This is a genomic window from Sulfitobacter sp. G5_S2_6_S6 (assembly GCF_054968505.1).
Map to the genome: position 1 here is coordinate 153,733 of NZ_JBQKUI010000001.1, position 12,738 is coordinate 166,470.

A 12,738-nucleotide genomic window follows, 5' to 3' on the forward strand; every position below is an offset into this window, starting at 1 on the left:
GGCTTTCTACAAGGGGTCAATCAAAGCAGTCTATCGTGACCACCGCCATTCGCCTAGATATATTTCACATATCTTTCATAGGGTTAACCGTATACCGCGGAATACCGGACCCGTTTCAGAACCGGTTGACCGGTATCTTGAGATAGGCGTGACCGTCGTCCTCGGCCTCTGGCAAGCGCCCTGCCCTGAGGTTCATCTGCAAGACATGCAGCATGCGGTCGGGCAGCGCGAGGGTCTTGTCCCGCGCCTCGCGCTGGTCGACGAAGCTTTGCTGCGACACGCCACCGCCAATATGGGCGTTGTGCCGGCGTTGTTCGGCCACGGTGGATTCCCACTTGGGTTGGCTGCGATACTCGGTGCCATAGTCATGGCCGATGAACAGACGCGTGGCATCCGGCAGGGCAAGGATATCTTGCAGGGACTGGTAGAGTTCAGCCGCGGTGCCCCCCGGGAAATCGGCGCGCGCAGTGCCCACATCGGGCTGCATAAAGCTGTCATGCACAAAAGCCGCGTCAGAGCCTACGACATAGGTGATCGACCCCAACGTGTGCCCCGGCGACAGCATCACCCGCACGGGCAGCTCGCCGATGGTGAATGTATCGCCATCCTCGAACAGGTGGTCGAAATCGGCGGCGGGATCAAAGGCGTCGGGCATGTTGTAATAGTCACGCCAGAGCTCTGCGATCTCTGTCACCTTTGCCCCGATGGCATTGGGCTTGTTCAACCGCTGTTTTAGCACGTGCGAGGCCATGAGATGGTCCGCATGGGGGTGCGTGTCGAGGATCCATTCGATCTCGTAGCCCGCGGCTTCCGCGTGGCGCAGGACGGTATCGACATGCTGCGTGTCAGTCGCCGCACTTTGTGGGCTGAAGCCCAGAACCACGTCGATCACCGCCGCTTTTGAGGTCGCCGGATCAGCCACCAGATATTGGATGCTGCCGGTATCGTCATCGTAAAAGCCGGTCACTTCAGGGGAACCGGGGCCGGTCGAGGGGCTGGTGCGCGAAAACTTCATATTCAAATCCTCCTATATGACAATTCAACACGTGCCACCGGCTTGAGTTCCACTGCCTTCGCCCCAAAAGCAAAAGGGGCGGCGCATTGCTGCACCGCCCCTTGGTTTGTCGCCTGTCGCGTGATCAGTCGATCAGCGGCAGCAGCTTGTCGAGGCTCGCCTTGGCGTCGCCGTAAAGCATCCGCGTGTTGTCCTTGAAGAACAGCGGGTTCTCGATTCCGGAATAGCCTGTCCCCTGCCCGCGTTTGGACACGATGACGTTCTTGGCCTTCCAGCATTCCAGAACCGGCATACCGGCGATGGGGCTGTTGGGGTCGTCCTGTGCGGCAGGGTTCACGATGTCATTGGACCCGATCACGATCGCCACGTCGGTCGACGGGAAATCATCGTTGATCTCGTCCATTTCCATCACGATGTCATAGGGCACTTTGGCCTCGGCCAGCAGCACGTTCATGTGACCCGGCAGACGCCCCGCAACGGGGTGAATGGCGAAACGCACGTTCTTGCCTTTGGCCCGCAGCTTCTTGACCAGCTCGCTTACCGCTTGCTGCGCCTGAGCGACCGCCATGCCGTAACCGGGGATGATGATGACGCTGTCGGCCTCGTTCAGCAGGGTGGCCACACCGTCGGTGTCGATCGCGACCTGCTCGCCCTCGACCTCCATCTGCGGACCGGATGTCCCGCCGAAGCCGCCGAGGATCACGCTGACGAACGACCGGTTCATCGCTTTACACATGATGTAGGACAGGATCGCACCGGACGAGCCGACCAGCGCCCCCACGACGATCAGAAGATCGTTGCCAAGGCTGAAACCAATCGCCGCCGCAGCCCAGCCAGAGTAGCTGTTCAGCATCGACACAACCACGGGCATATCCGCGCCGCCGATACCCATGATCAGGTGGTAGCCGATAAACAGCGCCGCAAGTGTCATGATGAACAGCGGCAGGAAGCCACCGGTGTTGAAGTACCAGACCAGACACAGCAGCGACAAGCCAGCAGCCGACGCGTTCAGGATGTGACCGCCGGGCAGTTTTGTCGCCGACGTATCCACGCGCCCCGCCAGCTTGCCATAGGCGATGACCGACCCAGTAAAGGTGATGGCACCGATGAACACACCAAGGAACAGTTCGACCCGCAGGATCGCGATCTCGACGCTGTCTTTCTTGGCCAGCAGCGCTGCGAACCCTTCGGTCGCCTTGCGGGCGGTGTCATCCATCGCCAGCACGTTGCCCAGTTCGATATGCGCGTTATAGCCGACAAAGACCGCCGCCAGACCCACAAGGCTGTGCATCGCGGCAACCAGTTCGGGCATCTGCGTCATCTGCACTTTTGTCGCCAGTTGATAGCCGATGGCACCGCCACCCGCGATCAGGATCAGCGACAGCAGCCAGAAGCCGGCACCCGGCCCGATCAATGTCGCAGCCACGGCCAACGCCATGCCCACGATCCCATACCATACCGCGCGCTTGGCGCTTTCCTGACCCGACAGCCCGCCAAGGCTGAGGATGAAGAGGATGGCGGCGACTACGTAAGCCGCTGTTGTAAAACCAAAATCCATTTACCTGAACCCTTTACGATTTTTGGAACATGGCAAGCATGCGCCGTGTCACGAGGAAGCCACCAAAGATGTTGATCCCGCACATAAAGACCGACAGCGCGGCCAGAATAATCACCAGGAACGACCCGGACCCGATCTGCATGACCGCCCCCAGAATGATGATCGACGAAATCGCATTGGTCACAGCCATCAGCGGTGTGTGCAGACTGTGTGCCACACCCCAGATCACCTGGAAGCCGATAAACACGGACAGCACGAATACGATAAAGTGCTGCATAAAGCTCGCCGGCGCGACCAGTCCCACCGCCAACAGCAGCACGCCACCGATGGCCAGCAGGCCAACCTGATTGCGGGTTTGTGCCTTGAACGCGGCCACTTCGTTGGCGCGTTTCTCTTCCGCTGTCAGCTCTTTCGGCTTCTCTTTCTTCGGAGCCGCCGCAATCGCTGCCACTTTCGGTGGAGGTGGTGGGAAGGTGACTTCCTTGTCATGGGTGATGGTCGCCCCACGGATCACGTCGTCTTCCATGTTGTGGTTGACCACACCGTCTTTTTCCGGCGTCAGATCGGTCATCAGGTGACGGATATTGGTCGCATAAAGCGTCGAGGCCTGCGTTGCCATCCGGCTGGGGAAATCGGTGTAGCCGATGATGGTCACGCCATTCTCGGTCACGATTTTCTCGTCCATCTTGGTCAGCTTGCAGTTGCCACCCTTTTCCGCCGCCAGATCGACGATCACCGACCCGGGCTTCATCGCTGCGACCATATCTTCGGTCCACAGCTCAGGCGCTTCACGGTTGGGGATCAACGCAGTGGTGATGACGATATCGACCTCGGGGGCCAGCTCGCGGAATTTGGCCAGCTGTGCCTCGCGGAATTCAGGCGAGGAAACAGAGGCATAGCCACCGGAGGCAGAGCCGTCCTGCTGCTCTTCCTCGAAATCGAGGTAGACAAACTCGGCCCCCATCGATTCAACCTGTTCGGCCACTTCAGGACGCACGTCAAAGGCAAGCGTGATCGCGCCAAGGGATGTGGACGTGCCGATCGCGGCCAGACCGGCAACACCGGCACCGACAACCAGAACCTTCGCCGGAGGCACCTTGCCCGCCGCCGTGATCTGACCGGTAAAGAAGCGGCCAAAGTTGTTGCCTGCCTCGATCACCGCACGGTAGCCCGCAATGTTAGCCATGGACGACAGCGCATCCATTTTCTGCGCGCGGCTGATCCGGGGGATCATCTCCATCGCGACGACAGTGGTGCCTTTCTCGGCCGCTTCTTTCATCTTGGCCTCATCGGCCACAGGGCTGAAGAAAGAGATCAGCGTCTGGTCGGACCTCAGCATCGCCATTTCTTCGGTGTTGGGGACGCGGACCTTGGCCACGACATCCGCCGTCTCCCAAAGCTCGGCCGCCGTGTCGATCACCTCTACCCCGGCTTCGACATATTTATCGTTGGAAAAACCAGCCGCCTCGCCTGCGCCAGCTTCGATCATACAGCTATGACCAAGCTTTTGCAGCTGCAGCGCTGATTCCGGAGTCATCGCAACGCGATTTTCTCCTTCAAATGTTTCTTTTGGCGTCCCGATCTTCAATCCAGAGTCCCCCGTTTGTGCTTCTACGCCCAGTGTGGCGCAATAATATTACCCAGAGCGATAGCGCTTGGGTTCCTATAGTACAAGAGACGGACATAATTAGAACAGCGTTTTGCAGCGTCAATAGCGCTAACAGCCCGATTTTTAGGTTTACGACGTTGCGTGAAAACCCGCGCGCCCTTGCGCCTGCCCCCTGCTGCCGACAGCATGCCGCCCAGGATGATCCATTTCATAAGGGAGAGCAGAATGGACCTACAGGGAAAACACGCGCTGATCACGGGCGGCGGCACCGGCATCGGGCTGGACATCGCGCGGGATCTGGCCGCACGGGGCGCACATGTGACCATCACAGGCCGACGCCAAGAGGTGCTGGACGAGGTCGCAGGCGATAACATGACCGGCATGGCAATGGACGTGCGCAGCGAGGAAGACGTGGTCGCCAAGATCGCCGCCGCCGTCAAAGCCCACGGTCCGATCCAGATCTGCATCCCCAACGCCGGCATCGCCGAGGGCAAGGCCGTGCATAAGACCGACATGGAATTCTGGCGCAATATGATGTCGACCAATCTCGACGGTGCTTTTCTGACCATCCGCGAATCGCTGAAAACCATGCGCGATACCGACTGGGGCCGCGTCATCGCGATCTCTTCGATGGCGGGTCTGAAGGGGCTGCCCGGGGCTGCGGCCTATTCGGCGTCAAAACACGGGATGATCGGTTTGGTCAAATCGCTGGCGGCGGATTATCTGGGGCAACCCTATACGTTCAACGCGATCTGCCCCGGCTATGTCGACACGCCCATCGTGTCGCGCAATACGGCGTCGATCTCGGAACGTGCTGGTATCTCGGAAGAAAAAGCGCGCGCGATCATGGTCAACTCCAACCCGCACAAGCGTCTGATCGAGGTGTCCGAGGTCACAGCCGCGGCCGCATGGCTCACCGGTCCGGGGTCGCAAAGCATCAACGGCCAATGCATCCAGGTCACCGGCGGCGAGATGTAATCCCCCACCGGTCATGATTTGTTAACTTTGGGGCGGCTAAGGTCGCCCCATGCACAAGATCACATACCCGATAGCCCCGCCCCCAAGCGCCGTCGCTTTTCAAAGCTGTCGCAAACGATGCCCCCAGCACGCGGGCAAACCACGCGCGCCGCAACCAAGATCCGCCGCGCCGCCGGATTTCCTCTGGCAGAAGATCGACACGCTGACCGCCCGCTACCTTGCAAGAACTGGCCCCTTGCATTTGCCGCGCATCACGCTGTTGGGGTAACCTGTCAGGCGGATTTCAACATGCGCTGATGCTTGCTGTCCGCCCAGGCCTGCGCCGCCGCACCAAAGCGTTCGAACAGGGGACGCGACACCGGATCATTGCCCGCGTCCCATTCTGGGTGCCACTGCACGGCAAGGGTAAACCCCGGCGCATCCTTGATATATATCGCCTCTGGCGTGCCGTCTTCGGCAAAACCGTCGATCACCACACGCGGGCCCGCCGCCTTGATCCCCTGCCCGTGCAAGGTATTCGTCCGCACCTTCGGGGCCCCCAAGACCTCGTGGAAGACGCCCCCTTGGGTAAAGGTCACGTCGTGGCGCAGCTCGAACTTCTGCTCCATCGTGCCATCGGGGGGCATGCGGTGGTTCATACGGCCGGGTAGCTCACGGATTTCGGGGTAAAGCGTGCCACCCATGGCGACATTCACCTCTTGGAACCCCCGGCAGACACCAAAGAACGGCTGCCCGCGTTCAACGCAGGCGCGCACCAGCCCCAGGGCGATAGCGTCGCGCGCACGGTCAAAGGTACCATGCGCCTCGGTCGCGGGTTCGCCGTATTCCTCGGGGTGCACATTGGGCCGCCCGCCGGTCAGCAAAAAGCCGTCGCAGGTCTCCAACAGCTCTTCCACCGACACAAGCGACGGGTCGCTCGGGATGATCAGGGGCAAACAGCCAGACACCTGCGCCACCGCGATGGTGTTCATCGTGCCGGCGGCATGGATCGGATATTGATCGTTCAACAGGCTGGTGTTTCCGACAATACCAACAACAGGACGCGCCATATTCAGCCTCAGAGTTTGATTTCGCTCAAAGCCTACCGCGTCCTCAATCCGACCTCAACACCCCAAAGCGGGCGTTATTCCTCGCCTTTCAGCCCTGCTGCTTCGATCCCTGCCAGCGCTGCCTTGACGTCGTTGTCCGAGGTATCCCCCGTCACGCCCAGCGCGCCAATCACCGCGCCGGCGTCATCGCGCAGCAGCAAGCCGCCGGGCACAGGCACCACCGCCCCGCCGTACACACCGTTCACTGCCGCCATGAAATAGGCCTGCTGTTCGGCCCGCGCCATCTGCGCGCGCCCTGCCATCCCCAGCATCACCGCACCATAGGCCTTGCCGTGGGCGATCCCGAAACGCCCCGGTGCGGCACCGTCTTCCCGCTCGAAGGCTTGCACGTGGCCGCCCGCATCAAGCACCACTGCCGACAAGGGCTTCAGCCCCAGCTCATGCCCCTTCTTGAACGTCTCGGCGATCATCGTCCGCGCCTGCTCTAATGTGACTGCCATGCTATCCTCACTATTCCTTCATTTTGCCAACTAAACTCCGGGGAGCGCGAGGGGCTGGCCCCTCGCCCTTTCCGAAACTTCAAACTCAGCCCTGCGCGGCTTTCAGCTCCAACCGGCGGGCATGCAGGACAGGCTCGGTATAGCCCGAAGGCTGCACGCGCCCTTTCAGCACCAGATCGCTGGCCGCTTGAAAGGCGATGCCGTCAAAACCCGGTGCCATAGGCTGGTACAGCGGATCGCCCGCATTCTGCCGGTCCACGACAGCGGCCATCTTCTTGAGAGCCGCCGTGACCTGCTCTTCCGAGATCACCCCGTGGTGCAGCCAGTTCGCCAGCGCCTGAGCCGAGATGCGGCAGGTCGCGCGGTCTTCCATCAGGCCGACGTCATGGATGTCCGGCACCTTCGAGCACCCAACACCCTGATCGACCCATCGCACAACATAGCCAAGGATGCCTTGGGCGTTGTTCTCAACCTCCTGCGCGATATCCGCGTCCGACAGGTTCCGCCCGTCCAGGACCGGAATGGTCAGCAAATCGGCCAGTGTGCCACGGGCCCCGCCCTGTTTGATCTCGTCCTGACGCGCCAGCACGTCGATTTTGTGGTAGTGCATCGCGTGCAGTGTGGCGGCCGTGGGCGATGGCACCCAAGCGCAGTTCGCACCCGCCTTGGGGTGACCGATCTTGGCCTCCAGCATTGCCTCCATCATATCGGGCATGGCCCACATGCCCTTGCCGATCTGGGCACGTCCCTGCAGGCCGCAGGCCAGACCGATATCAACGTTGCGATCCTCATAGGCGCTGATCCAGGGGGCGTTTTTCATCTCGCCCTTGGGCACCATCGGCCCTGCCTCCATAGAGGTGTGGATCTCGTCGCCGGTACGATCAAGGAAGCCGGTGTTGATAAAGGCCACGCGCGATTTGGCCGCGCGGATACACTCCGCGAGGTTGACCGAGGTGCGGCGCTCTTCATCCATGATGCCCAGCTTGACCGTATTGGTAGGCAGACCCAGCACGGTTTCCACGCGGGTAAATATCTCATCGGCAAAGGCCACTTCCTCGGGCCCGTGCATCTTGGGCTTAACCACATAGACCGATCCCGCGACCGAGTTGCGCAGGCCCCCGGTCTTTTGCAGATCGTGCATCGCGATCAGCGTGGTGACCATGGCATCCATCAGCCCTTCGCCAATCTCGCGCCCGTCACGGTCCAGAATGGCGGGGTTGGTCATCAGGTGGCCGACATTGCGCACCAGCATCAGCGACCGCCCCTTGATCGTCAGCGCGCTGCCGTCTGGTGCGGTATAGTCGCGATCCCCGTGCATCTCGCGCGTGACCTGCTGGCCGCCCTTCTCGAAGGTTTCCGACAGATCGCCTTTCATCAGCCCCAACCAGTTACCATAGGCCACGACCTTGTCCTCGGCGTCCACAGCAGCGACGCTGTCTTCACAATCCATGATCGTGGACATCGCGGATTCCAGCAGCACATCCGCCACGCCTGCCGGATCGGTCTTGCCAATGTTATGCGCGGCGTCGATCCGGATTTCGATGTGCAGCCCGTTGTTGCGCAGCAAGATCGCCTCGGGCGCGGCTGCATCGCCACGGTAGCCGGCAAACTGCGCCGGATCTTTCAACGCAGGTGTCAGCGCGCCGTCAACCACGGCATACCCCGTTACGTCCGCGTGACTGCCTGACGCCAGCGGGGCCGCGTCATCCAGAAACGTCTTGGCCTGCGCCACAACCCGTGCACCACGGTCCGCATCGTATCCCTTGCCCTGCGGCAGATCACCCAAAGCGTCGGTGCCGTAATAGGCGTCATACAGGCTGCCCCACCGCGCATTGGCGGCGTTCAGGGCAAAGCGGGCGTTGGTGATCGGCACCACCAGCTGCGGGCCAGGCACCTGAGCGATTTCAGGGTCGACGCCTTTCGTGTCAATCTCGAACGCGGGGCCTTCGGGCACCAGATACCCGATCTCGCGTAGAAAGCTTGTGTAGGCGTCCGCATCATGAGGCTGGCCGGCCCGTTCTTTGTGCCAGCTGTCGATCTTGGCCTGCATGTCTGCGCGGGTCTGCAACAGCGCGCGGTTCTTGGGGCCAAGGTCATGTAGCAGATCGCTGAGCCCCGCCCAGAACGTTCCCGCATCGATGCCGGTGCCGGGCAGTGCTGCACCCTCGATAAACTCAACCAGTTCGGCGGCAACCTGAAGGCCGTTCTTGTCGGTACGCTGTGTCATCTCATAGCTCCTGTCGCTGGCGTGGAATTTGCTTTGCGACAAGACTTAGAAGGTATCCCCCCGTGGAGCAACATGTATTGGTAAAAACATCTTACCAATGCAGCCCCTACTGAGCGCTAGCGGCCCCCCGCGCCCTGCGGCATCGGTCAGAGCAGTATTTCACCGTCTCCCAATCGCGCGCCCACTTGCGACGCCAGCTAAAGGGCAACCCGCACCTTTGGCATATCTTGGTCGGCAAATCTGATTTCTTGCGCATCTTCGCCATTGCGCCTTACCCCCCGGATGATCCCTATCATCATAAAAAACGGCAGGCCTTGTCGCCAAAGCCTGCCGTCCAAATCATTAAATCTTCAATCGTTAAAAGCGCTTATAAAACTCAGTTGCTTTCGTTTGTCCCCGGTGCGACGGGATCAACAGGCGCTGCGTTGGTATCGTCCGCCTGTGTTGCGCCGCTTGTGTCTTCCTCGGTCACCGCGGGGACGGTGCTGTCAGTGGTGACGGCCTGTGTGCCTTCTTCGGCAGCGGGCTGACGGTCTTCGCGACCGTTGTCGATCAGGATGAAGCCAAGAATAGCCGTAATCACGATGCCGAAGATCATCGCGCCTTTGACGCCAAGCAGCGCGGGTTTGTGCTGTTTCTCTTGTTTGTCGATATTTGTGTCGGGTGCAGACATGATGCCCTCCGATGGGTTCGGTGAAAGTTGATCTTCTCGGGTGGCGACCTTGCAGGTGCCGTGTTGCAAGACTAACTTGAGCGCTGGACATCTGGTTCCAAACAGAAGGAAAAAACATGCGCGACGCTGCCCCCCAGACGATATATCTGGCCGACTACACGCCTTATGGCTTTATCATCGACGATGTCGCGCTGCATTTCGATCTGGACCCACGCAAGACCCGCGTCAAAAGCCGTATCTCCTTTCGCCCCAACCCCGATGCAAGCGACCACACGTTCTTTCTGCACGGGGAGAACCTGTCGCTTGTCTCGGCCATGATTGATGGCACGCCCGTCTCGCCCGAGGTGACGCCCCAGGGGCTGACCTGCGCTGTGCCAAACGCGCCCTTCGTCTGGGAAGCGGAGGTAGAGATCGACCCGATGGGCAATACCGCGCTTGAGGGGCTTTATATGTCGAACGGCATGTATTGCACCCAATGCGAGGCGGAAGGCTTTCGCAATATCACCTATTACCCCGACCGCCCCGATGTGATGGCGGTGTTTACCGTGACCATCAACGGACCACATCCGGTATTGCTGTCCAACGGCAACCCCGTCAGCAGCGGCAAGGATACCGCCGAATGGCGGGATCCCTGGCCCAAGCCTGCCTACCTGTTTGCTCTGGTCGCGGGCGATCTGGTCGCACATCCCGGCAGCTTCACCACAAAATCAGGCCGCAAGGTTGACCTGAACCTCTATGTGCGCCCCGGTGACGAAGGCAAATGCGCTTTCGGGATGCAGGCGCTGAAAGACAGTATGAAATGGGACGAGGACGTTTATGGTCGTGAATACGATCTTGATCTGTTCAACATCGTTGCCGTGGATGACTTCAACATGGGCGCGATGGAGAATAAGGGGTTGAACATCTTCAACTCCTCCGCCGTTCTCGCGTCGCCTGAAACCTCGACCGATATGAACTTTGAACGGATCGAGGCGATTATCGCGCATGAGTATTTCCACAACTGGACCGGCAACCGCATCACCTGCCGTGATTGGTTTCAGCTGTGCCTGAAGGAAGGGCTGACGGTCTATCGCGACAGCCAGTTTACCTCTGACATGCGTTCTGCCGCGGTGAAGCGGATCGGTGATGTGATCGACCTGCGCGCCCGCCAGTTCCCCGAGGACCAAGGCCCGCTGGCCCACCCCGTGCGCCCCGAGAGCTTTCAGGAAATCAACAACTTCTACACCGCGACGGTCTATGAAAAAGGGGCCGAGGTGATTGGCATGCTCAAGCTGCTGGTCGGGGACGAGGCGTATTCAAAAGCGCTTGACCTCTATTTCGATCGCCACGACGGGCAGGCTTGTACCATCGAAGACTGGCTACAGGTGTTCGAGGATACCACAGGCCGCGATCTGGGGCAGTTCAAGCGCTGGTATTCCCAAGCGGGCACGCCGCAGCTGTCGGTCACCGAAAGCTGGGACCACGGCACATTGACGTTGCATTTCAAGCAGCACACCCCCGCCAGCGCGGCCACCGCCGACCCGCAGCCCTATGTGCTGCCGATCGCTGTCGGGCTGATCGGTCAGGACGGGGACGAGGTGCACGAGACCACGGTGCTGGAAATGACGCAGGCCGAACAAAGCTTTGTCTTTGACGATCTGGGGACGCGCCCTGTGGCATCCGTGCTGCGCGGCTTTTCCGCGCCGGTGGTGCTGACCCAAGACCTGTCGGACGCAGACCGCGCGCATCTGCTGGCCCATGACACCGATCCGTTCAACCGTTGGGAACAGGGGCGCATGCTGGCCTATGGCTCGCTGCTTGGGATGATCCGCGAGGGCAAGGCCCCGAACAAGGATTGGCTGGCCGGTATCCGTGCGGTAATCGGGGATGAAACCCTTGATCCGGCGTATCGCGCGCTGATGCTGGGGCTGCCGTCGCAATCCGATCTGGCGCGCGCGCTGTCAGTGGCAGGCGACACCCCCGACCCCGACATCATCTATGCCGCGACCGAGGCGACCCGCGCCGCGATGGCCGACGCCTTTGCCGATCTGTTGCCGACGCTTTATCGCCGTCACACCGTCGACGCCCCGTTCGAGCCCAACGCGAAACAGGCGGGCAAGCGCGCCCTGTCCAATGCCGCCCTGTCACTCCTGACGCGCAATGACGACGGCGTGCTCGCGCAAGAGCAATATGACGCGGCCGACAATATGACCCAGCAGCTTTCCGCGCTGGCCAATCTGGTCCGCGCCGGTCGCGGCAACAAGGCTGTCGAGGCCTTCGAGGCGCAGTGGAAAGCGGACCGTCTGGTCATGGACAAATGGTTCGGCCTGCAGGTGATCGAAGCCGACCCCGAAGACGCCCACGAGGTGGTCGAGACGCTGACCAAACACCCTGACTTCAACTGGAAGAACCCCAACCGCTTCCGCGCTGTGCTGGGGGCCTTTGCTGCGCATCACGCGGGCTTCCACCATGCTTCGGGGGCGGGCTATCGTCTGCTTGCCGATTGGCTGATCCAGCTTGATCCGGTGAACCCGCAGACCACTGCGCGGATGTGTTCGGCCTTCCAGACATGGAAACGCTATGACACTGACCGTCAGGACATGATCAAGGCAGAGCTGGACCGCATCCTGTCGCAACCCGGCCTGTCGCGTGACACGACCGAAATGCTGACACGTATCCGCGGTGCATGATGCCGCCGAAGGTGTCCCGTCGCGGGGCACCTTCCACCATCGGCGTGCGGGGCGCAACCTTTGGACGGCTTTGGTGGTCGCGGCTGTCTGGCTGGCGCTGGTCGCTGCCTATGTCCTGATTGAGGCGTCCCCTGTGATACTGGCGATCGTCGCCCTCTTCACCCTACCCGCGCTATGGGATCTTGCGACGAACCCCATCGCCAGCCTGAGCCTCACCCCGCAAGCGCTTGTCTGGCAGCGGGGCATGGATAAGATCACGATCCCGCTCGACACCACCGACCACATCCGCCTTGATACGCGGCTGGACCTCTCGGTCCGCGCGACGGTGGTGCTGCGCTCGGGGCAGCGGTTGCGTATCCCCCCCGATACCATGCCCCCGCACCGCCCGTTCGAGCACGCGCTTCACGCCGCTGGCGTCCCCACGCAGCGGCACCACTTTAGCCTGCGCGGCTAGGCCGGC

The 12,738-nt window shown here is 61.0% G+C and carries 11 protein-coding genes; 3 read left to right on the plus strand and 8 right to left on the minus strand.

The window, feature by feature from the left end; all coding sequences use genetic code 11:
* Window positions 1-115 precede the first annotated feature (115 nt).
* The 3 genes from ACTRWK_RS00685 to ACTRWK_RS00695 form a co-directional block, all read right to left on the minus strand.
* Window positions 116-1,015, minus strand: a complete 900-nt coding sequence (locus ACTRWK_RS00685; protein WP_289081552.1) for an MBL fold metallo-hydrolase — start codon at window positions 1,013-1,015, stop codon at window positions 116-118.
* 124 nt (window positions 1,016-1,139) lie between these two features.
* Window positions 1,140-2,573 carry an NAD(P)(+) transhydrogenase (Re/Si-specific) subunit beta gene (locus tag ACTRWK_RS00690; RefSeq protein WP_009824894.1) on the minus strand — a complete coding sequence of 478 codons (1,434 nt, stop codon included), beginning with the start codon at window positions 2,571-2,573 and terminating at the stop codon, window positions 1,140-1,142.
* Window positions 2,574-2,586: 13 nt separating this feature from the next.
* Window positions 2,587-4,161, minus strand: a complete 1,575-nt coding sequence (locus ACTRWK_RS00695; protein ID WP_289084180.1) for a Re/Si-specific NAD(P)(+) transhydrogenase subunit alpha — start codon at window positions 4,159-4,161, stop codon at window positions 2,587-2,589.
* Between the two features lie 246 nt (window positions 4,162-4,407).
* On the opposite strand from ACTRWK_RS00695, the gene ACTRWK_RS00700 reads away from it, so the two are divergent.
* Entirely contained in the window at window positions 4,408-5,160 is a 753-nt protein-coding gene (locus tag ACTRWK_RS00700; protein ID WP_005854063.1) for an SDR family NAD(P)-dependent oxidoreductase, read from the plus strand.
* A 272-nt stretch (window positions 5,161-5,432) separates the two neighbouring features.
* Here ACTRWK_RS00700 and ACTRWK_RS00705 read toward each other — a convergent pair whose 3' ends face one another.
* The 5 genes from ACTRWK_RS00705 to ACTRWK_RS00725 all read right to left on the minus strand — a co-directional run bounded on the left by ACTRWK_RS00705 (window position 5,433) and on the right by ACTRWK_RS00725 (window position 9,609).
* Window positions 5,433-6,209: a gamma-glutamyl-gamma-aminobutyrate hydrolase family protein gene (locus ACTRWK_RS00705; protein WP_005854066.1), complete on the minus strand. Its 777-nt coding sequence runs from the start codon at window positions 6,207-6,209 to the stop codon at window positions 5,433-5,435.
* 74 nt (window positions 6,210-6,283) lie between these two features.
* Window positions 6,284-6,709 (minus strand): GlcG/HbpS family heme-binding protein, encoded by a 426-nt coding sequence (locus ACTRWK_RS00710; RefSeq protein ID WP_037944495.1) that lies wholly within the window; start codon window positions 6,707-6,709, stop codon window positions 6,284-6,286.
* Between the two features lie 85 nt (window positions 6,710-6,794).
* Complete coding sequence (locus ACTRWK_RS00715) at window positions 6,795-8,936, minus strand: malate synthase G (RefSeq protein WP_289081297.1); 2,142 nt, start codon at window positions 8,934-8,936, stop codon at window positions 6,795-6,797.
* A 106-nt stretch (window positions 8,937-9,042) separates the two neighbouring features.
* Entirely contained in the window at window positions 9,043-9,201 is a 159-nt protein-coding gene (locus ACTRWK_RS00720; protein ID WP_289081296.1) for a DUF2256 domain-containing protein, read from the minus strand.
* Window positions 9,202-9,312: 111 nt separating this feature from the next.
* The gene (locus tag ACTRWK_RS00725; RefSeq protein ID WP_289081295.1) at window positions 9,313-9,609 is read right to left on the minus strand and encodes a hypothetical protein; all 297 of its coding nucleotides are present in this window, start codon (window positions 9,607-9,609) and stop codon (window positions 9,313-9,315) included.
* 116 nt (window positions 9,610-9,725) lie between these two features.
* Between ACTRWK_RS00725 and pepN the strand changes: the two genes are divergently transcribed.
* Both pepN and ACTRWK_RS00735 read left to right on the plus strand, forming a co-directional pair.
* Window positions 9,726-12,278, plus strand: a complete 2,553-nt coding sequence (gene pepN, locus ACTRWK_RS00730) for an aminopeptidase N (RefSeq protein ID WP_289081294.1) — start codon at window positions 9,726-9,728, stop codon at window positions 12,276-12,278.
* Entirely contained in the window at window positions 12,271-12,732 is a 462-nt protein-coding gene (locus tag ACTRWK_RS00735; RefSeq protein WP_289081293.1) for a hypothetical protein, read from the plus strand. Before pepN ends, ACTRWK_RS00735 begins: the two co-directional genes overlap by 8 nt.
* Window positions 12,733-12,738: the final 6 nt, after the last annotated feature.

Excerpts from the sequence above, each read along its gene's own strand:
- ACTRWK_RS00685 (WP_289081552.1), bottom strand. The coding sequence starts at position 1,015 with ATGAAGTTTTCGCGCACCAGCCCCTCGACCGGCCCCGGTTCCCCTGAA.
- ACTRWK_RS00690 (WP_009824894.1), bottom strand. The coding sequence starts at position 2,573 with ATGGATTTTGGTTTTACAACAGCGGCTTACGTAGTCGCCGCCATCCTC.
- ACTRWK_RS00700 (WP_005854063.1), top strand. The coding sequence starts at position 4,408 with ATGGACCTACAGGGAAAACACGCGCTGATCACGGGCGGCGGCACCGGC.
- ACTRWK_RS00705 (WP_005854066.1), bottom strand. The coding sequence starts at position 6,209 with ATGGCGCGTCCTGTTGTTGGTATTGTCGGAAACACCAGCCTGTTGAAC.
- ACTRWK_RS00710 (WP_037944495.1), bottom strand. The coding sequence starts at position 6,709 with ATGGCAGTCACATTAGAGCAGGCGCGGACGATGATCGCCGAGACGTTC.
- ACTRWK_RS00715 (WP_289081297.1), bottom strand. The coding sequence starts at position 8,936 with ATGACACAGCGTACCGACAAGAACGGCCTTCAGGTTGCCGCCGAACTG.
- ACTRWK_RS00720 (WP_289081296.1), bottom strand. The coding sequence starts at position 9,201 with ATGGCGAAGATGCGCAAGAAATCAGATTTGCCGACCAAGATATGCCAA.
- ACTRWK_RS00725 (WP_289081295.1), bottom strand. The coding sequence starts at position 9,609 with ATGTCTGCACCCGACACAAATATCGACAAACAAGAGAAACAGCACAAA.
- pepN (WP_289081294.1), top strand. The coding sequence starts at position 9,726 with ATGCGCGACGCTGCCCCCCAGACGATATATCTGGCCGACTACACGCCT.